This is a genomic window from Psychromonas sp. B3M02, assembly GCF_003318165.1.
In the GTDB taxonomy this organism is placed as follows: Bacteria; Pseudomonadota; Gammaproteobacteria; order Enterobacterales; family Psychromonadaceae; genus Psychromonas.
This window is the reverse complement of the sequence record NZ_QOCB01000039.1, coordinates 12456-37146: the sequence shown is the minus strand read 5'-3', so window position 1 is coordinate 37146 and position 24691 is coordinate 12456. Positions and strand designations below refer to the sequence as shown.

The window sequence follows — 24691 nt, the reverse complement described above, 5'->3', positions numbered from 1 at the left end:
AAGGATGTAAGGTGTAAGCCTTACATTTATCTATGGCAATTATTAATAATTCAAAACAGTTTGTATTTGTACATGTCCCGAAAGCGGCAGGAACCTCTGTGACTAATGTGTTGGCAAAATATACTACCTATAAAGACTTGGAGATAGGTGGTACTCATTTTGGTGAGTCTATTCAACCAGCTTACAAAAATAGGTTTGGTTTGTGTAAACACTCTGCGGCATCAAATATTCGCAATGTTATTGGTCAAGATGCATGGGATAACATGTATAAGTTCAGTATTGTTCGCAACCCTTATGACCGTGTTATTTCTACTTATAAATTTTTATTAAAATGGGGCGGTACGCCAGCGCCAATCAAAGAGAAATTAGAAAGCTTTAAAGATATTAATGAGTATGTCCTTTCTTCTATGTGGGAAGATTCAGATGGACCTGACTCTATTTTTAGACCTCAAGTATTTTGGCTGACTGATGTAAATGATAGAAATAAAGTGATTGTTGATTATGTTGGGAAGTTAGAAACTTTAGATGAAGATCTAGCAAGAATAATGTCTCAAATAGAAGGTGTAAGCGTTGATGTAAATGAGAGCCCTCAGTTAAATAAAACTGAAGGAAGTTATAAGTTGAATGAAAAGGCAATTGAAAAAATAAATTCCTTTTATGCTAGAGATTTTGCATTTTTAGGTTATAAAAAAATTGTTTAAAGATCAATATGTTAAAGCTACTCATTATTTTGGTGAATGTTCCATGGGAAACTTTTGGAATACTTTTGAAAAAAATAAGGTCGAAAGTGATTTTGAAATAATTAAATTACATGGTTTTAATACTATTATCTTAATTCTTCCGTGGTCGCCTTTTCAAACTAAAATAGATCCAATTACTTATGATCAAGAGTTATTAAATCGTTTAAGTTTTATTTGTTCTATTATTAAGTTACAAAACTTTAATTTAATTTTAAGGGTTGGTTATTTATGGTCTAACTCTACTGAAAACATTAATACTTTCGAGAGATATAGGAAGTTTTTTATTAATAAAAAACTTCAACACTCTTGGGTAGATTATATCAAAACGATTGAAAATATTGTTGCGAGCTTCAATATTAATTATAAGTTTTTCTTATGTTGGGAAGATTTCTATTGGTCTGTATTAAGGTGCAATGAAAACGTAACACTTGAAAATAGGTTGGCTATCGCTAAAGGGTGTGGTTTTCAGGATTATTTATCTGCAAGTTACTCTGTTGAAGAATTGAACCTAATTTATAAGTGTAATTTAAACAGTTTGAATGAGGTCGTTATACCACTTTTTAACGAAGCACTTTTTAAAGAGTTACATTTCTTTTTTGATAATATTTATTTATTAAAAATAATATCACTTACTAAATTTGCGCTTAAGCATGATGATATAGTTTATGAACACAGAATTGATTCAGATTTATCCGCTATTGATGGAAGTTTAGACTCAAATTATAGCAAAAAGCATATTAAAGTTGATGCTATTTATTATCATCCGATGATTGGAGAAAAAAGCAATAAAGCTTTTACTGCTAGAGAGGCTATTGATCACTTTTCTAAGGTTGTGAATTCCTTTAGGGCAAACAGTGTGCAACGCGGACTACCTTTTATTGATCAATTAAATTTCCATATCTCTAATCCTCAATACCCTAATTTTGGAAGAATTAAACCAGAAATTCATAATGATTTCTTATCTGGCATTTTACCTGTTTTATCTTCAGGAACTTCTGGGTATGGAATTTGGGGGATTTTTGACTGGACTAATGATAAAGTTTTTAACGGGGCATTTGAGTTATCCCTTAAGGGCTGGGAGTCATCTTTTACGGAAGAGCTGGATAATACTTTAATTTTAAGAGATGGAGCGACCTTATTTCAAAAGCTTAAAGAGCCTTTGAAAGAAGCGATATTAGAAGTGAAATGTACATCCAAGGATGACTTTTTGCACTTCAGTGTTAATGGTGAACGCTTCGATGAAGCTGCTAAATTACTAATAATAAAATGTAAGAAGCTCAATGAAATTGATATTCAAGTCTATAAAGGAAATCTAAGTATCGATAAAATTTCTGTTTATAATCATGTTTATTCAAATGGAATGTTAACTAGAGATAGAGTTGAGCGAGAAACTAGTCAGCTTATTAAAAAGATAAATAAAAATATTAATTAAATTATTAATCTTTTTAATAGATAAAAAAGATGAAATTTTCATAGGACTCTGTAGGATTAAATGCTTAATGGATCCTCTTGTAAACTACGGATTAGTATGAAAAAAAGAATCATCTCCACAGCTTTAGCGCTTACCCCATCGACTCTTCAAAACAAAGCTATTTGTAAAGCATTAAACTATATTTTTACTCAGCACGAGTTGTCCAAATTTAATCATAAAATAGTTAATATTAAAGTTAATGAACTTAAAAAAAACTGGACTGTTATTTATCAAAGTTCCACCTTTAGCCCCATAAAATCAAGAGAATTTAACCTTGAAGTGAACCTTGATTTTGATACGGCAATCAACTTAAAAGATAAAGGTTCAATATTAGGTGCTTTACAAACAGGCAAGATAAAACTTAAAGGTGATGATGAGTTAATTATAGCTATGAGGGGGTTAGTATCTAATTTGGATGAAAAACGTCTGAATGAAGTTTCGGAACGTCTTTTCTCTTTTCTTAGAATTAAGAATGAGTCAAAAAGAATTGATATTCAAACGGTAATATTAAGTGATTTGAAAAATAAAGATGATGTGGACTTCATACGAGATGCCGCTCTTAAATTAGAAAAAGCTAACTTGCCTAAAGCGTTATCTTTAATGCTGTTAGCGCAGCAAGCAAGACCCAAAGGCCCTTTTATTAATAAAAAAGTGTTGCAGTATAAAGCGTTATTAACAAAGTAGAGTAATTATTAGGCTGTTTTGTGAACTTTTACTTAAGACGAGTAGCCTTAGCCCTTACATATATAAACCTTCTTTTAATGGTAAATAAACATGAAATTAACAACTAAAGTTAAATATGAAATAAAAAAAATATTAGGAATTTCAAGTAAGTGTAAATATGTTAGCCAAGATATTTTTGATGATGTTAATGCGTCAGGCCTATTCGATGAAACTTTTTATGTAAGTACATACGGGCAATATACCCCCTATAACAGTGCATTAGATCATTATTTAGCTGAAGGTGCTAATCAGTTTTATAACCCGCACCCACACTTTTCTACTGCTTATTATTTATTTGAAAATGCCGACGTTAAAGAAGCTAATTTAAACCCATTATGGCACTACATTGAACATGGTGAAGCAGAAGGGCGTAAACCTAACCCGTATTTTTCGCCCTCTGCTTATGTTGCACAGAACCCGGATTTAGCAGGGTGGGAAGCAAACCTGTTATTACACTTTGTGAATCATGGTTGTGCTGAAAATCGTGCGTACTGTGACTTTAGAACCGAATCGAACTCAGCTAGCTCTCAGTCTTACCAAGAATGGATTAATAACCATGAAGTGGTGACAACTTCTCTTGCATTACAAAACATTAAAGAGTTCAAACATAAGCCACTTATTTCTATCATCGTTCCTGTCTATAACCCTGAAAAACAACTACTCATTGAGTGTATTGAATCTGTTATTAAACAGTCTTACGACAATTGGGAGCTTTGTTTAGCTGATGATAAATCACCAAATGAAGATGTTCGTGAAGTATTAGAAACATACGCCGCAAAAGATAAGCGTATTAAAGTTGTCTTCCGTGAAGAGAATGGGCATATTTCAGAAGCAAGTAACAGTGCCTTGGAGGTTGCTACAGGTGAATGGTCGGCATTGTTAGACCATGATGACGAATTACATGTGCATGCGCTATACCATGTTGTGGAAGTCCTAAATCAACAGCCTGAAACTGAGCTGATTTACAGTGATGAAGATAAGATAGATGAAGATGGTGTGCGTAGTGGCCCTCATTTTAAAGCTGATTGGAATTTAGACCTTTTATACAGCCAAAACTATGTCTCTCACCTTGGTATTTATAAAACAGATATTGTTCATAAAATTGGTGGTTTCCGTAAAGGGTATGAAGGCAGCCAGGACTTCGATTTACTGTTGCGTTATTCACGTGAAATAGACGATGCTAATATCGTGCATATTCCTAAAGTACTTTACCATTGGCGTATGGTAGAAGGTTCTACAGCGCTTGCCTCTGAAGAGAAAACTTACACGACGGATGCAGGTATTAAAGCGTTACAAGACCACTTTGAAGCTTTAAATAAATACGTTACGGTTGAAAAGGGCGCGGGTGCTAATATGTACAAGGTTAGTTGGCAAATTGCTGAGGAACCTTTAGTGTCGCTGATTATCCCAACTTACAACGGTTATGATATTACTAAGCAAGCAATTGATTCTATTTTAGAAAAAACGACTTATCTAAACTATGAGATTTTGCTCGTAGATAATAACTCTAATGATCCAATTGCGCTAGAATACTTTGAAGAGCTTGATAAGCACGAGAAAATAACAGTGCTTCGTTATCCTTACCCGTTCAACTATTCTGCTATTAACAACTTTGCTGCTAAGCAAGCTAAAGGTGAAATCATTGGTTTAGTTAATAATGATGTAGAAGTCATTACACCTGAATGGCTAACTGAAATGGTTTCTCATGCCCAGCGTAAAGACATTGGTTGTGTTGGTGCGATGTTGTACTTTGATAATGACACTATTCAACATGCTGGTGTTATTTCCGGTTTAGGTGGTGTTGCTGGACACTCTCATAAGTACTTCCCTCGTGACCATCCAGGGTATTTTTATCGTTTGAAGTTAGTGCAAAACTTATCTGCCGTGACAGCTGCTTGTTTGTTAGTGCGTAAATCTGTTTTTGATGAAGTAAATGGCTTAAATGAAGAAGATTTAAAAGTGGCTTTTAATGACGTTGATTTTTGCTTGAAGGTACAGGCTGCAGGGTATAGAAATCTGTGGACGCCGTATGCAGAGTTATACCATTATGAATCTATCAGTCGTGGTGCGGAAGATAACCCAGAAAAAGTCGCGCGTTTTAATAAAGAAGTTGATTATATGAAAGACACATGGAATACAGATAAAAAAGCAGACCCTTGTTATAGTCCAAATTTAAGCGTAGAGCGCGAAGATTTTTCGGTGGGTAAATAATGAAAAAGTTATATATACATATTGGGCTTAGCAAAACGGGTTCATCAGCTATTCAATCTTGGCTATCGTTGAATGTCGAAAAATTGAGCAAGCAAGGCGTGGATTATGCTGATTTAAACCCTAGTGCTAAAGATGGAAAGATTACAGCAGGTAACGGTGTTTTGTTATTTCATGCTTGCAATAGTGAAAACTGGGAAGAGGCTGAAAGGTTAATATTAAGCGTATATTTTAAAAAGAATAAAAAAGCCATTATCAGTAGTGAAACATTACAGAATATATCTCCTTTGGCCATAAAGATGGTAAATGATATTTGTCAAAAAAATAATATATCGGTAAATGTTATTGCTTATGCGAGAAGTGTTTATGAGTTACTTTATTCTAACTATTTACAAGGGGTAAAGAGGCATGGCTTTACATTTCGATTCGGGGAAAGAGAAGGTATGGGGTATAAGCCACAACGGCGCTTTCTCGAGAACTACAATAAAGTTTTTGAGAATGAACTGACCGTTTTAAATTACGATAGCTGTAAAGCTGATATATACGATTCTTTTGCTCAATTATTAGGCATTAAAGCAAATAAATTTGTTGTAAAAAATAAAAAAGTTAATCGTAGTCTCACCTTCATTGAGTCTGAAGTATTAAGAAAAATGAACGAGCTACATAAAGGTGTTTTTTCAACTGAAATTTCTGATTATCTCATAAACCTCTCCCCTGAGCAGTCTACAGCCGTTTTTTATGATGATGAGTTGCTCGAGAAAACAAAGAAGCATGCGACAAAAGATCTAAAGTGGATTAATGACAATTTAATTCACAATAATGATTTTATTAAGTTAGAAAACTCTAAAGAGCAGACAATTAACGAACAAACAAAAGAAGTAAATGAGACAAAAGTACTTCAAGATGTCGTTAGATGGGCTATGGATAAAGAGGAAAATAATAAAGTTCAAGAGTTTTGTGATTTTTTATGTAAATTGGCTGCTTTTTTAAACGAGGATTATTTAGAAAGTGCAATTCTAATTATGGAAAAAGCAAAAAAGCTAAACCCTGAAGATAATCATATTATGTCTTTATTAACTATGTTCCAAAATAAAAAAAGTAACCCAGCTATTTGTAATGAAACTGCTGTTATAGCAGTTATTAAAGATGAATCTGCATATATTCATGAATGGGTTCATCATTATCATCATTTCGGTTTTAATCATATCTATTTAGCTGTAAATAGAACATCAGATAGGACGATTGAGGTTTTAGATAAGATTTGTAGTAAGTATCAATCCGTTAAGTATTTCATTACAGATTGGATTGATAAAGACTCTGACGAAAGCGGAATTAACCCTAATATGCAAAGGTTATCCTACAGTTTTTTGGCTAACGAAGTTTTTAAAAATAAGAATGTTACACATTGCTTAAGTCTAGATGCTGATGAGTTTTTCTATCCAAAATGTTTTAAAAAAAATATAAACGATTTTATTGGCTCTTTTCCTGAAAATGAAATGTTATCAATTCATTGGGCTTGTCAAGGAGTTGATAGTGAGGAATTTTTGCCTCCATTTGCAAATAATGAATACTATATTCGGCCACAAGTTAAAACTGTGATCTCAAGAAGTGCTTTTGAAAAGATTAAAAAATTTACTGTTCATATCCCATTATTATGTGAAAAAAATGGCTTACATATTGATGCAAGTGGCTTACCTTTTGTTGAAGGTAAGCATAGGGAAATATCTCAAATAAACTTTTCTAGCAATCAAAAAGGCTTTATTCTTCATCGAATGATTCGCTCAGATTTAGAGTATTTAGCTTTATTACTAAGGAAAAGGCCTGCATCTACATTAAGGTTGAAAAATAATCGTAATGGGATTTTTGTAAAGCCTGGCTTATTAAAATTAGATATTCCGAAAGAAACTTTAAATGTTTATTATGAAAGTCTTAATGCTTTTATTTCTACATGCAGTTTGCGTGAAATTTTAAACGAAGAAAGAAGTGAAATTAAAGGCAGAGCAAAACAGATCTTAAACGTTAGTGATGAAGAAATACTTGAAAATATTGAAACCTATTACACTGTACTAAATGGTACTAGTGCATTCCCTCTTTTACATTCCCGTATGAGAACCCTTGGTGATCGATTACTAAAAATGGAGAGACCTGTTGATAGGTTAAGAGATTTAGCTATTCATATGGAGCGTTTTGACCTGAATGTGTCTTTAGATCTAATGAGGATAGCTTTAATAGGAAGGCCTAAAGGGTTAATAATTAAAAGAAAAATAATTAGTTATGAATCAAAGCTCAAGCAAGGTAGTTAATATTTAGCAATTTTAAAGCCACTATAGAAATGCGTTTGTAGTGGTTTTAATTACTTTACATAAGCGTTTTATATGATCAAATTAATCCCTTTTATTATACGCAATCAGTTAAAAAAAATTGATTGGCTTGCGCGTTTATACCGAAAATTTTTTATGAAGCTACCTATTGATGGCGGCTATTCTGAAATAAAAACGGCTCAAGATAAGTTACTTTCAGGCATCAAGCTTAATCGATTAAAAGCTACTTTTTCTATTGTTGTGCCTATCTATCAACCTGATCTGACTTTATTTAAAGAGATGGTTGAGTCTGTTTTATTGCAACGTTACCATCATTGGCAATTAATACTGGTTGATGATGCCTCTAAAGATCAAGCGTTAACTGATTATCTCAGCTCGTTAATGGAAGACAAGCGAATTACTGTTATTCAACGAGTTGAAAATGGTCATATATCACAAGCTTCTAATGATGGTTTAGCTGCGGCGACTGGTGATTATATTGTGTTGTTGGATCATGATGATCTGTTGCACAGTGATGCGTTGTCTGCGATGGCTGAAGCGATCCATAACAGTCCTGACACACAAGTACTTTATAGTGATGAAGATAAAATAACTGATAAAGGCGAGCGAGTAACGCCTCATTTTAAACCTCAGTGGAATCGTGATTTATTGTACTCCATGAATTACATCTCTCACGTTGGTGTTTATCAGCGAGCGTTAGTGGAATCGGTAGGTGGCTTTCGTGTTGGTTTTGAAGGTAGCCAGGATTATGATTTGTTATTACGTTGTGTGGCTAAGTGTCATGACCAACAAATAGTGCATGTGCCTTATGTGCTATACCATTGGCGAGCTATTCAAGGTTCTACTGCTTTGGCAGAGTCTGAAAAGTCTTATGCTGAACAGGCCGGTTTGAAAGCATTACAAAATGCGTTAGCTGGGCAAGTTGTTTCTGTTGAGCAGGGGAAGCTAGCTAATACTTACAAGGTAAATTGGCCAATTACAGAGTCACAACCTTTAGTCTCAATTATCATTCCTACTAAGAATGCTAAAAAACTGGTTAAGCAATGCATTCACTCACTCTATAAAAAAACTTCATACCCTCATTTTGAAATTTTACTGATAGATAATCAGTCCGATGATTTGGCTAGTGTGGAGTATTTCAAGGCGCTTGAAGCGGAAGGTAAGATAAGACTTATTTCATACGATAAGCCTTTTAACTATTCTGCGATTAATAACTTTGCATTTACTCAAGCAAAAGGTGAGTTGTTAGTATTAATGAACAATGACATTGAAATACTGTCTGAGTCTTGGTTAACAGAGATGGTCGCGAATATGAGTCGCCCTGATATTGGTTGTGTCGGTGCTAAGCTCTATTATCCCGATGGTAAACTACAACATGGCGGAGTGATCACCGGGTTAGGGGGCGTTGCAGGGCATTCTCATAAATATTTCCCGAAAGGGCATCCAGGTTATTTTAAACGTTTACAAGTCGTTCAAAATTTATCGGCTGTGACTGCAGCCTGTTTGGCGGTTCGTAAAGAGGTATTTGAAGAGGTCGGTGGTTTTAATGAAGAACATTTGACGGTTGCTTTTAATGATGTGGACTTTTGTCTAAAGGTTCAACAAGCAGGGTATCGCAATTTATGGTCTCCCTACATTGAAATGGTACATCATGAATCGATTAGTCGTGGTACAGAAGATACCCCTGAAAAACAAGCGCGTTTTGCTAGTGAAGTGAATTACATGAAAAAAACATGGGGTGAGCAGTTATTGCATGACCCGTGTTATAGCCAATGGCTTACTTTGGACAGAGAAGATTTTACCTTGCGCTGAATATTAATTTGAGCGCTAGAAAATATTCTAAATGGAGCGTCTGGGTAAGATAATTAAACTTATGTTGGTAATAAACAATAATGTTAAAAAAAATTGTAAATAAAATTCATAGAAGTGTTCAAGGTAAAATTGCCCCTAAAGGGTTTGCTGATTATCAAAAAAATGGAGTGATAGACTCTGAACTATTATCACTTGAAGCTGTAAATCTTAATATAGAGTGGTTTAAGTGTTGCTCTCATTTAACATTCAAACAATTGCAATATTTACAAGATTTGGTTGTCGCTGTTGAGGGTAATTATCCAGTACAAGCGTATCAACTGTTTACTCTATTTCGTTATTTTGCTCCCTCTGCTTCTATCCACTTTGTAGATGTTAAGTCATTAGAGAAAGGTGCTTTAGCGAATATTAAAATTGGTGTGGCGGTTATTACTTACAATCGTCTAAAGCGATTACAAGATAATATTAATAATATTAGAGTTTTCTCTAATGACAATACTGCATTGGTGGTTGCTGATGACGGCAGTCAAGATGGGACTAAAGCATGGTGTGATAAAAATAATATTCCTTGTATGGGCGAGGTGAATACAGGTGTCGTAGCGAATAAAAATAGAGCGCTTTATTACTTACATGAAATTGAACACTGCGATGTAAGTATTTTGCTGGAAGATGACTGTACACCTATTGCTGAAAACTGGGATGAAAGATGGGCTTTAACTGCACTGGCGTGGGGGCATGTTAATTTTGCACACAAACGCGTTATAAGTCCTGCTAAGCTAATAAAAGGAAATGGAGAAATTCATTCTCCGTTTATTTCTAAAGCGGTAACTGGTCAATGCACTGCAACTAGTTTAGCCGCCTTTGAAAAGAATGGGTATTTAAACCCTATTTTCAAAGGGTATGGTTGTGGCCATGTAGAGTGGACTCAACGTTTTCTTAAGCTTGGATTTAATGGTTTGATGGGAAGTACACTAGGATTCCCATGTATTAATACAGGATTACTCTCAGAAGATGCGCCTACACATAAAAGTGAGGATGATATTCAACGTAATCGATTATTGAAAAAATCTTTGAAAAACAATAAGAAATACATATACCCATGGTTAAATAATGATGAAAAATCCATTTTTATTAACGGAGTTAATAGTGCTTTCAAAGGTAATAAAGAAAACCGATTTTCAATAACTGAATCTAGAGAATTGAGTGAAATTGAGTTAAATCATAATTTTTTCTTTATTCATATCCCTAAAACAGCTGGAACTAGTTTTAGACGGGCATTAGAAGACAAGTTTGTTGTATTAGGAGATTACGGTGATAAATCCAAATTTACGGCTGAAGAAATAAAAGAGACTATTTATAAAGCGAAATCGCCTTTTGCACTGAAAAGCCAATTAAAAACGATGCAGCATACTTGGATCTCGGGGCATGTTAGTTTTCCTCAATATTCGGATATGGTGTCTGCTCGCCATATCATTGCGTTTGTGCGAGATCCTGTTGAGCAAGTGATTTCTCATTTTAATCATTATGTTACTCATCATGGTTTCAAAGGGGACATTGAACAATTCCTAAAGCGTCCTGCAGCGTCTAATTTTCAACGGAAGAATTTAAACCCGATGCCACTTGGCCTGATTGGCTATATTGGTTTGACGGATTGTTATGATGAAAGTGTTGCTTTGATTAATGGTTATTATGATCTTCAATTAGATGTGAAAAATGCTAATGTAAATAAGAAAAAGACCATTGAAAAAGAGGCTGTTTCAGTGGCGTTGAGAAAGCAGATTAGCGAGCAAAATAAAGCAGATATTGCCTGTGTTAATCAAGTGCGCTTTCTTCACAAACAACGTATGGCGTTAACCCAAGAGAATAAACAGTGGGTGTATAGTCATTTTGCGATTAACCCTAATAATGTGTTGATTGGTTGTGCTTATTATAGTCATTCTTCAGATGCGGTTGAATTTGAGGTGTTGTGTAATGGTGAACTCATTGAAACGATAATTGCTGATGGTTTTTATGGTGGTCAGCCTAAAGTTAACTTCCCGCGTGAGCGTTATATCGGTGTGCATTTACCTTTATCTAGCCATTGTAAAAAAGGCGATAAGATTGAGGTGTTTGCTAAGGAAACAGGGCAGCAACTTACCTTTAAGCCGTTAACTGTTAAAAAGTAATTACCTGAATTTGGTCATATAAAAGAAAAGCACTGTATTCTGGTTATAAGTGGATACGGTGCTTTTTGTTTATTGGCCCTTCTATTTTTGTTTTCTCCTCTCATTTCAAACACGCTATTTTTGTATTTATTGGCTCTTGGATCATACTCATTGCAGTGATTTAGCTAATGAGTTTCAGGAGGGGGCATGGAAATACTTCATCACGGTGCAGTTAATGGTGTGACTGGTTCGTGCCATCAATTAGTGATTGATTCATCGAATAGTGTGTTGGTGGATTGTGGTTTGTTTCAGGGGGCTGAAACGTCAGGACGAGGTGATGATGACCTGTTATCCATCGAGTTTGATATTAGTACGGTACAAGCTTTATTAGTCACACACTGCCATATCGACCATGTTGGTCGCCTTCCTTATTTGTTAGCCGCTGGTTTTTCTGGGCCTATTATCGCGACTGAAGCCACGGCGGCCTTATTGCCTATGGTGATTGAAGATGCGTTGAAAGTCGGCGTGACGCGTAATCAATCAATTATTAAGGCGTGTTTGTCGCGTTTAAGTGAGCAGTTGATTGCAGTGCCCTATAAGCGCTGGTTTGTGCTTGATTTAGTTGGGGAGGTTAAAACCAAAATTAAGTTCCAGCCCGCGGGTCATATTCTTGGTTCAGCTTATATCGAGGTGGATGTTAAGCCTGTTACTGAAGTATCTAGTCGTGTTGTTTTTTCTGGGGATCTAGGTGCGAATTATTCGCCTTTGTTAGCATCTCCTAAAAGCCCTTATAAAGCAGATATTGTGGTGATTGAAAGTACCTATGGTGATAAGGATCATCAAGGGCGTCGTGAGCGTGCTAAGAGCTTGGAAAAGGTGTTAATTAAGGCGATTAGTGATAATGGAGTCGTCATTACTCCCGCTTTTAGCATTGGGCGCACTTAGGAGTTGCTTTATGAGTTAGAGCAGATCACCGCAAAAGCTAAGTTTAAAAAGTTAGCGGATATTGAGGTGATTGTGGATTCTCCAATGGCAGCTAAGTTCACAGAACATTATCAAGCGTTTCAAACGTTATGGGATGCGGAAGCTAAAAGGTGTGTTAAGCAAGGCAGGCAACCACTTAATTTTGATGCCTTGTATACGGTAGATACACATCAAGAGCATATTCAGGTAGTGGAGTATTTGGCTAAACGTGATAAGCCTGCGATTGTGATTGCTGCCAGTGGGATGTGTAGCGGCGGCAGGGTGGTCAATTATTTAAAACGCTTTATTAGTGAGCCAACCGCAGATGTGTTGTTTGTGGGGTATCAAGCTTATGGCACCTTAGGCCGTCAAATTCAGCAATATGGTCCACGCGGTGGTTATGTGTTTATTGATGGGGCTAAATTGGATATAAAAGCCGGCGTGCATACTATTTCCGGCTATTCAGCACATGCAGATCAATCTAATTTGGTAAATTTTATTAAGCGTATTCGTAAAGGCCCTGCAAAAGTAGTGATAGTACACGGTGATGATGAAGCAAAGCTGGCATTGAAAGCAAAACTCATCGCATTGGATGATGAGTTGATAGTGACGATACCGTAATAATGCGTTTTTGTGTTGGCCTTGGGGCGCTGAGCGAATGTAAGGCAATTTACGACACATCTTTAGAGGCGCTGGGCGAATTAGCCGGCAGGCTAGAGCAATGAGCGGAAGAGCTCTGCGATTCCTTTTTTCAGCCTGCAGTGTTTTGGTTTTGTGTGTTGACTTTGGGCTATTGAGTTTAGCTTACTTGTATTGAGTGCATGTAATGTAACTTACGATACATCTTTAGGGGCGCTGACTTTAGTCTGCAGTGTTTTGGTTTTGTGTGTCGATTTTGGGGTTATTGCTTTGTAATTGAAAAGATAGAAAAAACCTAAAAACCAACACAAAAAGATCTGCAGGCTGAAGCCAGCGCCCCGAAATCAAGCTTTGCTTGATAGCTGCCGCTTCTCATTTGTGTTTGTTTTTTAGTTCAACGAAACAATTGTAGTTTTATTATTTATGTTATCTATAAAAATTACGAAACATGTTTTGACCTTGGGGCGCATGCTTCAGCCTGCTTCTTTTGAATTTAGTGTGTTGAGTTTTAGTGTTTTGATGTTTTGAATGCTTCATCAGTTCGCTTCGCTCATTGAAGCTGATAGTTGTATGCGATGGCTCGCATACTGGCAGGCTGAAGCCAGCGCCCCGAAATCAAGCTTTGCTTGATAGCTATCGCTATGCATTCGTTTATTTGACATAAAAAACTGCAGACTAAAGTCAGCGCCCCTAAATCAAACGTTGTTTGATAGCTATCGCAATGTTATGCGATGAGCGAAGGCATTGATTCTGATTGTGAAAAACATGGCGTGGGATTTGACGCCATGTTTCTTTGGTGGCTGTTGGTTAGTAGCCTGCTCTGCGCATTTCACGGAGGGCGATTTTTTGGCTGCTGTCTAGTGCTTGTTCTACGCTGATGCTACCTTGTAGCGCTTCTGATATTTTTTGTCCGGTAAAGCCTGCGATGGAAACAAATTCAGGGATGGTAACAAATTGCACACTTGAGTAAGGTGATGGATAGAAGGTGTTGTTGTTTGGATCTATGCCATTCAATGCCGCTAATTCTGCTTTGGCAAAGTCACCAACAGCGTTGATGTAATCTTGGTTGCTATAGGTTGATAAGCGAGTGCCGGTAGGGATGTTTGCCCAACCATTTTTGCCTGCAATTTTTTTGATGTATTCCTTAGACGTTGCCCAGCTAATGAATTTTTTAGCTGCATCAACATGGTTAGACGCTTTGGGTATTGCCAATGACCAAGACCATAACCAACTCGCACCACGGGTGGTGACTTGATAAGGGGCTTCAGCATAAGACCATAACTCAGAGTATTTGCTTTGTTTCCCATCCATCAAAAATGAAGCGGCAATTGAAGCATCAACCCACATCGCACATTTCCCTTCTCGTGATAAAGAAAGGATCTCCGGGAAGCTGTTTTTTTCTGGGTTAGGTGGACCATAGTTGTTGAGCAGATTAACATAAAAGTTAACGGCTTTGCTCCATGCTGTGCTGTTGATTTCAGGTTGCCAGTTCATATCAAACCAGCGACCGCCAAAACTGTTAGCGATAGTTGAGACTAGCGCCATGTTGTCACCCCAGCCTGGTTTGCCGCGCAAACAGATACCATAAAGCTCGTTGTCTGGATCATGCACTGCTTTGGCTGCATTTTGAACATCCGTCCAGCTTGGGCGACCTGTAAATGAGATGTTGGCCTTCTCTAAAATATCTTTACGGTACATCAACATTGAGCTTTCGCCATAGAAAGGCGCTGCATAAAGATCGCCACCAAACGATAGGCCGGCTTTGATCGCTGGAAGTAGGTCGTTCTCATCGTAGCTTGCTTCTGGTTTTAGTGGAATTAACCAGTTACGTTGTGCCCAAATGGGCGCTTCATATAAGCCGATGGTCACCACATCATAATGACCGCCAGCAGAGGCAATATCGGCAATGGCACGCATTCGTAAACTGCCTTCATTATAAATATGCCATTTCAGTTTGATGTCTGGGTTATCACGTTCAAACTCAGGCGTGAGGGCTTTCATCTCCATCATATGCGCGTTGTTGACGGTTGCAATATTGAGGTCAACTGAGAATACATTAGTGCTGAATGCCATTGATAAAAGGCTAAGAATAAAGGGCGCGTTTTTTTTCATTATCTTTCCATCCTGGAAGTGTTATGTACAAGCTAAGGTAACAATGTGTTTAATAAACCGTTGTTTAGCTTGTTCAAGTAGCAAAATAATAGCATTGCTACTTTAAAATCAAAGCTTAAAAATACAGCTATGTGGGGTATTTCACTGCTTAATATTTAGCTTTTTAGTATAATCCGCTGAATTACTTTGAGTATTCAATTGGTTATAGTTTGCTGATGTTTAAATTTACAAAATGTAAAAAATATAGTCAAATAGTATCATTGAAAAGTATCTATTATGGAAATGGATACCCTTAGCAGGCGAAACGGATTTATGAAAATTTTTAATATCAATCTTTCCACTAAAATCATCTTAAGCTTCTCGCTGATTGGTGTTTTGTTTATTGGTATGGTGTTGTTTAGTTTTATTAATGGTAAGCAGGTGATCGCCGGTTTAACCTTGATTAATAATGAGTCTTCTCCTGTTATTAACTACTCATCTAAAACCAATGAATTAGTGAATGCCACTGAGCCGTTAATTTTAAAATTACTGTCTAGCCAGACGGATACTGAATACCAACAAACTGAACAGCAATTGAGTGCTAATAACCAGCTGATTGCGAGCACTTTACAAGAATTCTCCGAACTACCTTTGAACAGTGAGTTTGCCAATATTGTTGGTGATGCTTTGTCGGAGCTTAATTCGGATATGCAAGCAGTTGATGCACAGTCTAGGTTACTGATTGATAAACAAGCGAAAATAGTTGAGACCATTAAGCAAACACAAGATATCACTGTGACACTTGATGGGCTATTAGAGAAAATTGCACCGCTTTTATCAGATACGCTAATTGAGCTTGAGGATGAAGCGACTATCTCTATTGTGAATGAGGTTAATGGCTCGGTGATTGCGGGTATGTTAATTATCGAAAAAACTGCCAATGCGCAATCCATTGAGGATTTGTCGGTGAGTCGAGAGCAATTTGTTAATTGGCAAAATCAGCACTCAAGTTTATTACCTTCCCTTATTTTTGCGTCAAACGATGCGTTTTATCAAAGCTTTGTGCGTCAGCTTTCTGAGTTAACTTTGTCTTTATTAGATGCTATCGAAGGTGATAAAGGGTTATTGGCGATTCAAGAGCAACGTATTGCGCTGATTGAGCAACAACAAGCTGACTTTGCGACGTTGCAAGCTCAAACCACTCATGCAAGTGAGTTAACGGGTGTGTTATTGGATAAGTCTTTTGCCTTAAATCGGCAATTAGCTAGTGATATTAATAGCAGCACTGAGAGTCAAAACAATCTTAGTATATTGGTTGGTATGGCTATTTTGATCGGTATTGTGTTGTTGTCGATCGCCATGACGCGCTTGATCCGTCAATCTATTAAAAGGTTTATGGGGGAATTAGATGCGTTATCACAAGGGATATTGCGAGATATACCTGCCTCTACTGTGAATGATGAATTTGGGCAACTTAATAATTATTTAAGCAAGGTGATTAATAACTTAAAACAGACTGTATTGGATATTGAAAGCTCTTCTAAACAGGTGGAAGCGTCAGTTGATTCTGTGGTAGATAGTTCAACGAGCACTTTAGAAATTGTGAATCAGCAAAAGGATGAGCTTAACATGGTGGCGACGGCGCTGGTGGAGATGAGTTCAACGGCCAATGAAGTGGCGCAACATACTGAAAAAACTCACGAAGCCGTTGTGGATGCGGTGGAGTTGTCTAAAACAGGGCGCCAACGTGTCTTGGATAATCATCATAGTATTGAGCAAGTAGCCTCACAAACACAGGTGACGTTATCGGCAATTAATGATTTGCATAATGGTGTAAAAAGTATCGAAGATATTGTTGATACGATCACTGAAATTGCAGATCAAACTAATTTACTGGCGTTGAATGCGGCTATTGAAGCGGCTCGCGCAGGTGAGCAGGGCAGAGGTTTCTCGGTAGTTGCTGATGAAGTGCGAACTCTAGCGACTCGTACGCAAGCGTCGACCTTAGAGATTCAACAAAAAATATCGGCAATGACGGTCGATTCTAAGTTAACTGTGGATGCAACGACTAAGAGTGAAGGCTTGGTTAATGAGAGTCTTAAGCAGGCGAAGTTGGCGGATGAAATTATTGCTAGTTTTGAGAGTAAGATGTCTGAAGTGCAAGATTTGAGTTACTTGATTTCAACGGCAACGGAAGAGCAAGCGGTCACCGTGGGTGAGTTGGACAAAAATATTAACAAGATTGCAATGTTAGCCAACGAGACCAACAGCAAGGCGGAATCTGCAAAAGATGAAGCAACCTCACAAATAACTATTGCTAAGAAACTGCAAGAGAATGTCGCTAAGTTTGTGTTTGAGCGTTAATCTTGTGGCTTAGTGTATTGCGACTTATCGAATTATGATGTTTTGTTTATCGTTATCTTGCTCCAGTTTGCTAATAACGATAAGCTAACCATCCACTTTTTAACAAAGTCTTAGCCAACCTATGATTACATTACAAAACCTCACTAAGTATTATCCTTCTGATTTAGGTCCTCAGTATATCTTCAAGAATATTAATTTTATCATCCCAGAAGGGCATAATATTGGGATTTTAGGCTCGAATGGGGCAGGTAAATCCACACTGTTTCGAATTTTAGCGGGTAGTGAGTACCCTAATAAAGGGAAGGTGGTCACGGATAAAGCGATTTCATGGCCAGTGGCATTAGCAACGGGGATTCACCCACAAATGACGGGGCGTGAAAATACTCGCTTTATCGGCCGCGTGAATGGTGTTGAAAACCTAGATGAGTATGAAGAAAAGGTAAAGCAGTTCGCTGAGTTAGGCATTAAATATGATTTGCCAGTGAAAAGTTATTCAAGTGGTATGCGTTCACGTTTAGCTTTCGGCTGTTGTATTGCTATTGATTTTGAAGTGTATTTGATTGATGAGGCGACCTCTGTAGGTGATCAAAAATTCCGCAAAAAAGCCCGCCAGGCATTATTAGATAAAAGCAAAACCGCCAACGTAATAATGGTAAGCCACGATTTGAAAGAGATAGAAGAGTTCTGCGACAGCGCAATTATCCTACATCAAGGCGAAATGAAATTTTACGATAACCTGCAAGAAGCGCTTAAAGTCTACGAAGAGTTATAGAGGTGGTGGGCGAACCACACTCAATGCGATAGCAATTAGACGAAGTCTAATACTCGGGGCGCATGCTTTAGCCTGCCAGTATGCGAGTAATCGCATACGGCTATTAGTGACCTTGAGCGCAGCGAACCCACACTCAAGGCGATAGCAATTAGACGAAGTCTAATACTCGGGGCGCTGGCTTTAGCCTGCCAGTATGCGAGTAATCGCATATGACGATTAGCGACCTTGAGCGGAGCGAACTGATGAACCATTCAAAACAGTAAAACTCAACACCAACACACAAAACACTGCGATAGCTATCAAGCAAAGCTTGATATTAGGGGCGCAGGTCTTTAGCCTGCCAGAATGCGAGTAATCGCATATGACTATTAGCGATCTTGAGCGGAGCGAACCCATACTCAATGCGATAGCAATTAGACGAAGCCTAATACTCGGGGCGCTGGCTTTAGCCTGCCAGTATGCGAGCCATCGCATACGACTATTAGCCTCAATGAACAAAGCGAACCGTCAACAACTAAAACAACACAGTCAACACACAAAACCCAAAACAAGCAGGCTGAAGCCAGCGCCCCAAGGTCAAAACAAACACACAAAAACACTACAAGCTAAAGCATGTGCCCCAAGGTCAAAACCAACACACAAAAATACTGCAAGCTAAAAAAAGGAATCGCAGAGCTCTTCCGCTTATAACACTAGGCTGTCGCCTAATTCGCCAAGCGCCCCAAAGTCAAAACATGCTTCGCATCTTATGAAGTTGTTCGTTAATTTCATCACATCAAAATTAAAAGTATTGCTTATGCATTATAGTGCGATAGCAATTAGACGAAGTGTAATACCCGGGGCGCATGCTTTAGCCTGCCAGTATGCGAGTAATCGCATATGACTATTAGCGACCTTGAGCGGAGCGAACTCACACTTAATTCATAATATAAAACACTAAATTAAAAACAAAATTCAAAAGAAGCAGGCTGAAACATGCGCCCCAAAGTCAAAATCAACACAGAAAAACACTGCAAGCTGAAGCATGCGCCCCAAGGTCAAAACCAACACATAAAAACACTGCAAGCTAAAAAAAAGGAATCGCAGAGCTCTTCCGCTCATAACACTAGGCTGTCGCCTAATTCGCCCAGCGCCCCAAAGTCAAAATCAACACACAAAAACACTGCAGACTAAAGTCAGCGTATACGTCTGTTAGCGACGATGATTAAAGCAGTTATCAATGGTACAACTCTCTAACTACAAGATATTATTGTTTAAATTGAACTTTATGAGCGGGGTATAGTCTTTTATTTGCCATTGATTATTTGATTAAAAGTCAAATTCAATTACAATCTAGATTCAACGTTAATCTATTCGTTATATTAAAATCATTTCAAAAATAGTGACTTAGCCTATTTTCAGATCGTTTTAATATAACCTCCTATGATGAACAATAAGTGAACAAACAATAAAGGATGGGTAATGTTAAGTTCAATGATAATAACATCGCTAATGTCTTTTGCTGTTTCTGCCTTTCTATTCTATTTTTTCCACCCTAGAGCTATCCAATTCGGACTTGTTGATAAAGCTGACCACCGTAAATTACACACTGGTAATATTCCTGTTATTGGCGGACCTGCTATTTACATTGCTTTAGTATTTGCTTTGTTTATGAACCAAAACTTCACGCCTGAGATTTTTGCTTTTGTATTTTGTGCGGGATTTTTAATGTTGCTAGGGGTGATTGACGACAAAATTAATTTAAAGGTCTCATTGCGGCTGTTATCTATGATGTCGATTACTGCCTTTTTGTATTATTTTGCCGATTTTCAAATCTTCACTCTGGGTAATTTATTTGCCTTTGGCGACGTTAACTTAAATAGTTTCACCTTAGTGTTTACCATGATTGTGGTAATAGGTGTGATCACTGCCTTTAACATGGTGGATGGTGTAGACGGGCTATTAGGTTGCCTCAGTATAATTAGTTTTGCAGCGATGGCAGTGCTTTTTGGTGTGAACGGTCAATATCATTTATCTTCAACCTGTGTCTGTTTTATTGCTGCCTTATTACCTTTTTTGATGTGCAATTTATCGCTGTTACCTGATAATCGCTATAAAGTATTTATGGGGGATTCTGGTAGCTTTTTCATTGGTTTCACTATGATTTGTTTATTAGTGGCGGGCAGTCAACAATCGATGCACATTGATGATGCTGGCTCTTCTCCTGTTGGTGATATTGCCTTTCGACCTGTGATTGCATTATGGTTGATGGCGGTACCTGTGATGGATATGATTGCTAATATTATTAGGCGTGTAAATGCGAAACAGTCGCCATTTCAAGCGGACCGTGGTCATTTACATCATAAATTACAAGATTTGGGCTTATCGGATAAACAAGTGCTGATTTTTATCTCTGTACTTGCACTGATTACTGTGAGTATCGGTGTGATGGCTGAAATAGCGAAGGTGCCGGATGTGGTGATGTCGCTATCGTTAATTATTTTATTTACTGCTTATTTTCATTGCTATTCCCATAGCTACAAAGTGAGCGGTTTAATCCATAGTTTATTTGGTAATAAGGTTAATCGCGTTAATTAATAGTTGTCTGGTTATTTTATTAATAATGGGATGAACTTAATGTGATTACTTGAGGTTACCTGTTCCATTGAAAAGGTTTTGTTATGCATTATGATATTTTTAACGGTGATGCCGATGGTATTATCTCGTTAATCCAACTGCGTTTAGCTACACCATTAGATTCTCAATTAGTAACTGGTGTTAAACGTAATATTCAATTATTAAAAACTATCTCTCCAGCAGAGGAAGATAGTTTTACTGTGTTAGATATTTCTATGGAGAAAAACACGCAGCCTTTAATTGATATTCTTGATAAAGGTTTAACGGTGTTTTATGCCGATCATCACCGTGCTGGTGATATTCCTCAACATGATAACCTAACTGCGTTGATTGATTTAGATGCCAATATGTGTACGGCGTTAATTATCGATCAGCATTTAAATGGCCAATACCATGACTGGGCTATTTGTGCGGCTTACGGTGATAATTTAATTGCTAAAGCTGACCAATTGTGTGAGGCAGCTGGGTACACTAAAGAGCAAGCTGAGCAGTTAAAAGAGTTAGGTACCTTGATTAACTATAATGGTTATGGTGCTGATTTATCTGACTTACACTTTGACCCTGCCGAGTTATTCCAAGCGCTATTAAAATACCCAAGTCCGTTTGATGTGTTTGCCGATAAATCTTCTCCATATTATGCATTACAAGCGGCTTATCAGGATGACTTAGAAAAAGCGTTAGCGATTCCTGCTATGCATAGCAGCGATACTTTGAGCGTGTTTGAATTACCTGATCAAAAATGGTCTCGTCGTATTAGTGGTGTTTATGGCAATTTATTAGCGAATAAAGGACCCAAAAGTGCGTTTGCTGTATTAACTAAGAATGCACTGGGTGGTTATTTAGTGTCATTACGTGCGCCTTTAGAGAACAAGCAAGGTGCAGGTGATATTTGTAGTCAATTCGAAACGGGTGGTGGGCGAGCCGCGGCGGCAGGGGTAAATCACTTACCAGTTACTACTTTAGAGAAGTTTATTGGTACTGTTGAAAGTTATTACGGGTAATTGCATCGTTTTATCTATAAATTAAGTATTTATATTATTTACTAATTATCAAAGTCGAGAAATCTAATATGAGAAAAATAGCAGTCGCAGGGACGGGATATGTAGGATTGTCTAACTCAGTCTTACTCGCACAACATAATCAGGTTATTGCAGTTGATGTTATTGCAGAGAAAGTCGCGCTGCTGAATCAAAAGAAATCACCGATTGTAGATGTTGAGATTGAAGATTTTTTAGCCAATAAAGCATTAAACTTTACTGCTACTTTGGATAAAGAGTTAGCTTACAAAGATGCTGAATTTGTTGTTATTGCAACACCTACTGATTACGATCCAACTACTAATTACTTTAACACTTCATCAGTAGAAGCGGTGATTAAAGAAGTGATGGCGATTAATCCAGATGCAGTGATGGTGATTAAATCAACTGTGCCAGTGGGGTATACAAAGAGCATTAAAGAAGAGTTAGGTTGTGATAATTTAATTTTCTCTCCTGAGTTTTTAAGAGAAGGGCGTGCGTTATACGATAACTTACATCCATCACGTATTGTTGTGGGTGAGCAGTCTGAGCGTGCTGAAACCTTTGCTAGTTTGTTAGTGGAAGGGGCGATTAAAGAAAATATTGAAGTACTTTTCACTGATTCAACTGAAGCTGAAGCGGTTAAACTATTTTCTAATACTTATTTAGCGCTGCGTGTTGCTTACTTTAATGAGTTAGATAGTTATGCAGAAGCACATGGTTTAAATAGTCGTCAAATTATTGAAGGTGTTAGTTTAGACCCTCGTATTGGTAGTCATTACAATAATCCATCTTTTGGTTACGGCGGTTACTGTTTACCTAAAGATACCAAGCAATTACGTGCTAATTATGCAGATGTACCAAACAATATTATCGGTGCGATTGTTGATGCGAACTCAACACGTAAAGACTTCGTAGCGGACTCTATCATAGCTAAACAGCCTAAAGTGGTAGGTATTTACCGTTTGATCATGAAAGCGGGCTCAGATAACTTTAGGGCTTCAAGTATCCAAGGGATCATGAAGCGTATTAAAGCTAAAGGTATCGAAGTTGTTATTTATGAACCTGTATTCGAAGGTGATGACTTCTTTAACTCAAAAGTGGTTAAGTCATTGGAAGAGTTTAAAGCGATGTCTGACGTGATTGTATCGAACCGTATGGTAGAAGAGATCAAAGACGTAGCTGATAAAGTTTACACGCGTGACCTATTTGGTAGTGATTAATCACAAATAGAACACAAGTAAACACTCAAAAGCCGTTGTTGAATAAACAACGGCTTTTTTGTTGGTGGAGGAAAAGTCGGGATTATCTTTTTAGTTTTGTTGTTTGTGTAAAGTTATGAATGTTTACGTAACCCCTATTAAAGTTACGAAACATCTTTTAAGGGGCGCTGGGTGAATTAGGCGGCAGCCTAGTGTTATGAGCGGAAGAGCTCTGCGATTCCTTTTTTTAGCCTGCTTGTTTTTGTGTGTTGGTTTTGACCTTGGGGCGCTTGGCGAATTAGGCGACAGCCTAGTGTTATGAGCGGAAGAGCTCTGCGATTCCTTTTTTTAGCTTGCAGTGTTTTTGTGTGTTGATTTTGACTTTGGGGCGCATGCTTTAGCCTGCTTCTTTTGACTTTAATGTTTTATGTTGTGAATCGCATGTTGTTTCGCTTTACTCATTGTGGCTATTCGTTGTATGCGATGACTCGCATACTGGCAGGCTAAAGACCTGCGCCCCAAAATCAGACTTTGTCTGATAGCTATCGCTTCTTATTTGTGTTTGCTTCTTAATTCAGGAAATAAGTGTAGCTTCATTTCTTACGTTATCTTTAAAAGTTACGAAACATCTTTTAAGGGGCGCATGCTTTAGCCTGCTTCTTTTGACTTTAATGTTTTATGTTGTGAATCGCATGTTGTTTCGCTTTACTCATTGAGGCTATTCGTTGTATGCGATGACTCGCATACTGGCAGGCTGAAGACCTGCGCCCCTAATATCAAGCTTTGCTTGATAGCTATTGCTCTTTTTTGTGTTTGTTTGTGGATCATACGAAACATTTTTTAGCTTTATCGATATCAATGAAGGTTACGGTACATCTTTTGAATTTTATCATTATTAATAGAAGTAACGACACATCCTTAGGGGCGCTGAGCGAATTAGCCGGCAGACTAGAGCAATGAGCGGAAGAGCTCTGCGATTCCTTTTTTAGTCTGCTTGTTTTTGTGTGTTGGTTTTGACCTTGGGGCGCATGCTTTAGCTTGCTTCTTTTGATTTTTTTTAATTTAGTGTTTTATATTATGAATTAAGTGTTGGTTCGCTTTGCTCATTGTGGCTGATAGTCGTATGCGATGACTCGCATACTGGCAGGCTAAAGACCTGCGCCCCAAAATCAGACTTCGTCTGATAGCTGTCGCTTCTTATTTGTGTTTGCTTCTTAATTCAGGAAATAAGTGTAGCTTCATTTCTTACGTTATCTGTAAAAGTTACGAAACATCTTTTAAGGGGCGCATGCTTTAGCCTGCTTCTTTTGAATTTTTTTTAATTTAGTGTTTTATATTATGAATTGAGTGTTGGTTCGCTTTGCTCATTGTGGCTAATGGTTGTATGCGATGACTGGCAGGCTAAAAAAAGGGTGCGCAGAGCTTACCCGCTCATGAGACCAACCTGACGGTTGATTCGCCAAGCGCCCAGAAATCAAGCTTCACTTGATAACTGCCGCGCCTTTTTTTGCGGTTATCTGCGTAATTTACGATATGTTTTTTGCTGTTTCCGCTTTCAATTAGGCTGTTTTTGTTGTGCAAAAGTTGGATGTATGGTCCTGTGTGATCGGAC

The 24691-nt window shown here is 37.6% G+C and carries 13 protein-coding genes and 1 pseudogene; 13 read left to right on the top strand and 1 reads right to left on the bottom strand.

The features are described 5' to 3' along the window. Positions 1–32 precede the first annotated feature (32 nt). The 8 genes and pseudogenes from DS885_RS05470 to DS885_RS05435 all read left to right on the top strand — a co-directional run bounded on the left by DS885_RS05470 (position 33) and on the right by DS885_RS05435 (position 13000). The gene (locus tag DS885_RS05470) at positions 33–701 is read left to right on the top strand and encodes a sulfotransferase family 2 domain-containing protein (RefSeq protein ID WP_113818394.1); all 669 of its coding nucleotides are present in this window, start codon (positions 33–35) and stop codon (positions 699–701) included. Then, positions 694–2172 carry a hypothetical protein gene (locus tag DS885_RS05465; protein ID WP_113818393.1) on the top strand — a complete coding sequence of 493 codons (1479 nt, stop codon included), beginning with the start codon at positions 694–696 and terminating at the stop codon, positions 2170–2172. Before DS885_RS05470 ends, DS885_RS05465 begins: the two co-directional genes overlap by 8 nt. Before the next feature lie 96 nt (positions 2173–2268). Next, on the top strand, positions 2269–2895 hold the full coding sequence (locus DS885_RS05460) for an SCP2 sterol-binding domain-containing protein (RefSeq protein WP_181817702.1): 627 nt from the start codon (positions 2269–2271) through the stop codon (positions 2893–2895). Positions 2896–2985: 90 nt separating this feature from the next. Further along, positions 2986–5145: a glycosyltransferase family 2 protein gene (locus DS885_RS05455; RefSeq protein ID WP_113818391.1), complete on the top strand. Its 2160-nt coding sequence runs from the start codon at positions 2986–2988 to the stop codon at positions 5143–5145. Then, entirely contained in the window at positions 5145–7445 is a 2301-nt protein-coding gene (locus DS885_RS05450) for a glycosyltransferase family 2 protein (RefSeq protein WP_113818390.1), read from the top strand. The genes DS885_RS05455 and DS885_RS05450 overlap by 1 nt, the downstream gene beginning before the upstream one ends. Positions 7446–7517: 72 nt before the next feature. Next, the gene (locus DS885_RS05445) at positions 7518–9275 is read left to right on the top strand and encodes a glycosyltransferase family 2 protein (RefSeq protein ID WP_113818389.1); all 1758 of its coding nucleotides are present in this window, start codon (positions 7518–7520) and stop codon (positions 9273–9275) included. 80 nt (positions 9276–9355) lie between these two features. Continuing rightward, positions 9356–11437 (top strand): sulfotransferase family 2 domain-containing protein, encoded by a 2082-nt coding sequence (locus DS885_RS05440; RefSeq protein ID WP_113818388.1) that lies wholly within the window; start codon positions 9356–9358, stop codon positions 11435–11437. 186 nt (positions 11438–11623) lie between these two features. Then, positions 11624–13000, top strand: a pseudogene (locus tag DS885_RS05435) (MBL fold metallo-hydrolase RNA specificity domain-containing protein). Between the two features lie 825 nt (positions 13001–13825). Here the strand turns inward: DS885_RS05435 and DS885_RS05430 are convergent. Further along, on the bottom strand, positions 13826–15130 hold the full coding sequence (locus DS885_RS05430) for an ABC transporter substrate-binding protein (protein ID WP_113818387.1): 1305 nt from the start codon (positions 15128–15130) through the stop codon (positions 13826–13828). 312 nt (positions 15131–15442) lie between these two features. Here DS885_RS05430 and DS885_RS05425 point away from each other — a divergent pair, with 312 nt between their 5' ends. The 5 genes from DS885_RS05425 (at position 15443) to DS885_RS05400 (ending at position 23100) form a co-directional block, all read left to right on the top strand. Then, entirely contained in the window at positions 15443–17473 is a 2031-nt protein-coding gene (locus DS885_RS05425; protein ID WP_181817701.1) for a HAMP domain-containing methyl-accepting chemotaxis protein, read from the top strand. 121 nt (positions 17474–17594) lie between these two features. Continuing rightward, positions 17595–18245 (top strand): ABC transporter ATP-binding protein, encoded by a 651-nt coding sequence (locus DS885_RS05420; RefSeq protein ID WP_113818385.1) that lies wholly within the window; start codon positions 17595–17597, stop codon positions 18243–18245. Between the two features lie 1461 nt (positions 18246–19706). Continuing rightward, positions 19707–20822 carry a UDP-N-acetylglucosamine--undecaprenyl-phosphate N-acetylglucosaminephosphotransferase gene (gene wecA, locus DS885_RS05410; protein WP_113818383.1) on the top strand — a complete coding sequence of 372 codons (1116 nt, stop codon included), beginning with the start codon at positions 19707–19709 and terminating at the stop codon, positions 20820–20822. An 83-nt stretch (positions 20823–20905) separates the two neighbouring features. Continuing rightward, positions 20906–21862 carry a DHH family phosphoesterase gene (locus tag DS885_RS05405; protein ID WP_113818382.1) on the top strand — a complete coding sequence of 319 codons (957 nt, stop codon included), beginning with the start codon at positions 20906–20908 and terminating at the stop codon, positions 21860–21862. 68 nt (positions 21863–21930) lie between these two features. Then, positions 21931–23100 (top strand): nucleotide sugar dehydrogenase, encoded by a 1170-nt coding sequence (locus DS885_RS05400; RefSeq protein WP_113818381.1) that lies wholly within the window; start codon positions 21931–21933, stop codon positions 23098–23100. Positions 23101–24691: the final 1591 nt, after the last annotated feature.

What these genes read in the sequence shown, in the direction of transcription:
- DS885_RS05470 (WP_113818394.1), top strand. Translation starts at nt 33, where the DNA reads ATGGCAATTATTAATAATTCAAAACAGTTTGTATTTGTACATGTCCCG.
- DS885_RS05460 (WP_181817702.1), top strand. Translation starts at nt 2,269, where the DNA reads ATGAAAAAAAGAATCATCTCCACAGCTTTAGCGCTTACCCCATCGACT.
- DS885_RS05455 (WP_113818391.1), top strand. Translation starts at nt 2,986, where the DNA reads ATGAAATTAACAACTAAAGTTAAATATGAAATAAAAAAAATATTAGGA.
- DS885_RS05450 (WP_113818390.1), top strand. Translation starts at nt 5,145, where the DNA reads ATGAAAAAGTTATATATACATATTGGGCTTAGCAAAACGGGTTCATCA.
- DS885_RS05445 (WP_113818389.1), top strand. Translation starts at nt 7,518, where the DNA reads ATGATCAAATTAATCCCTTTTATTATACGCAATCAGTTAAAAAAAATT.
- DS885_RS05440 (WP_113818388.1), top strand. Translation starts at nt 9,356, where the DNA reads ATGTTAAAAAAAATTGTAAATAAAATTCATAGAAGTGTTCAAGGTAAA.
- DS885_RS05430 (WP_113818387.1), bottom strand. Translation starts at nt 15,130, where the DNA reads ATGAAAAAAAACGCGCCCTTTATTCTTAGCCTTTTATCAATGGCATTC.
- DS885_RS05425 (WP_181817701.1), top strand. Translation starts at nt 15,443, where the DNA reads ATGAAAATTTTTAATATCAATCTTTCCACTAAAATCATCTTAAGCTTC.
- DS885_RS05420 (WP_113818385.1), top strand. Translation starts at nt 17,595, where the DNA reads ATGATTACATTACAAAACCTCACTAAGTATTATCCTTCTGATTTAGGT.
- wecA (WP_113818383.1), top strand. Translation starts at nt 19,707, where the DNA reads ATGTTAAGTTCAATGATAATAACATCGCTAATGTCTTTTGCTGTTTCT.
- DS885_RS05405 (WP_113818382.1), top strand. Translation starts at nt 20,906, where the DNA reads ATGCATTATGATATTTTTAACGGTGATGCCGATGGTATTATCTCGTTA.
- DS885_RS05400 (WP_113818381.1), top strand. Translation starts at nt 21,931, where the DNA reads ATGAGAAAAATAGCAGTCGCAGGGACGGGATATGTAGGATTGTCTAAC.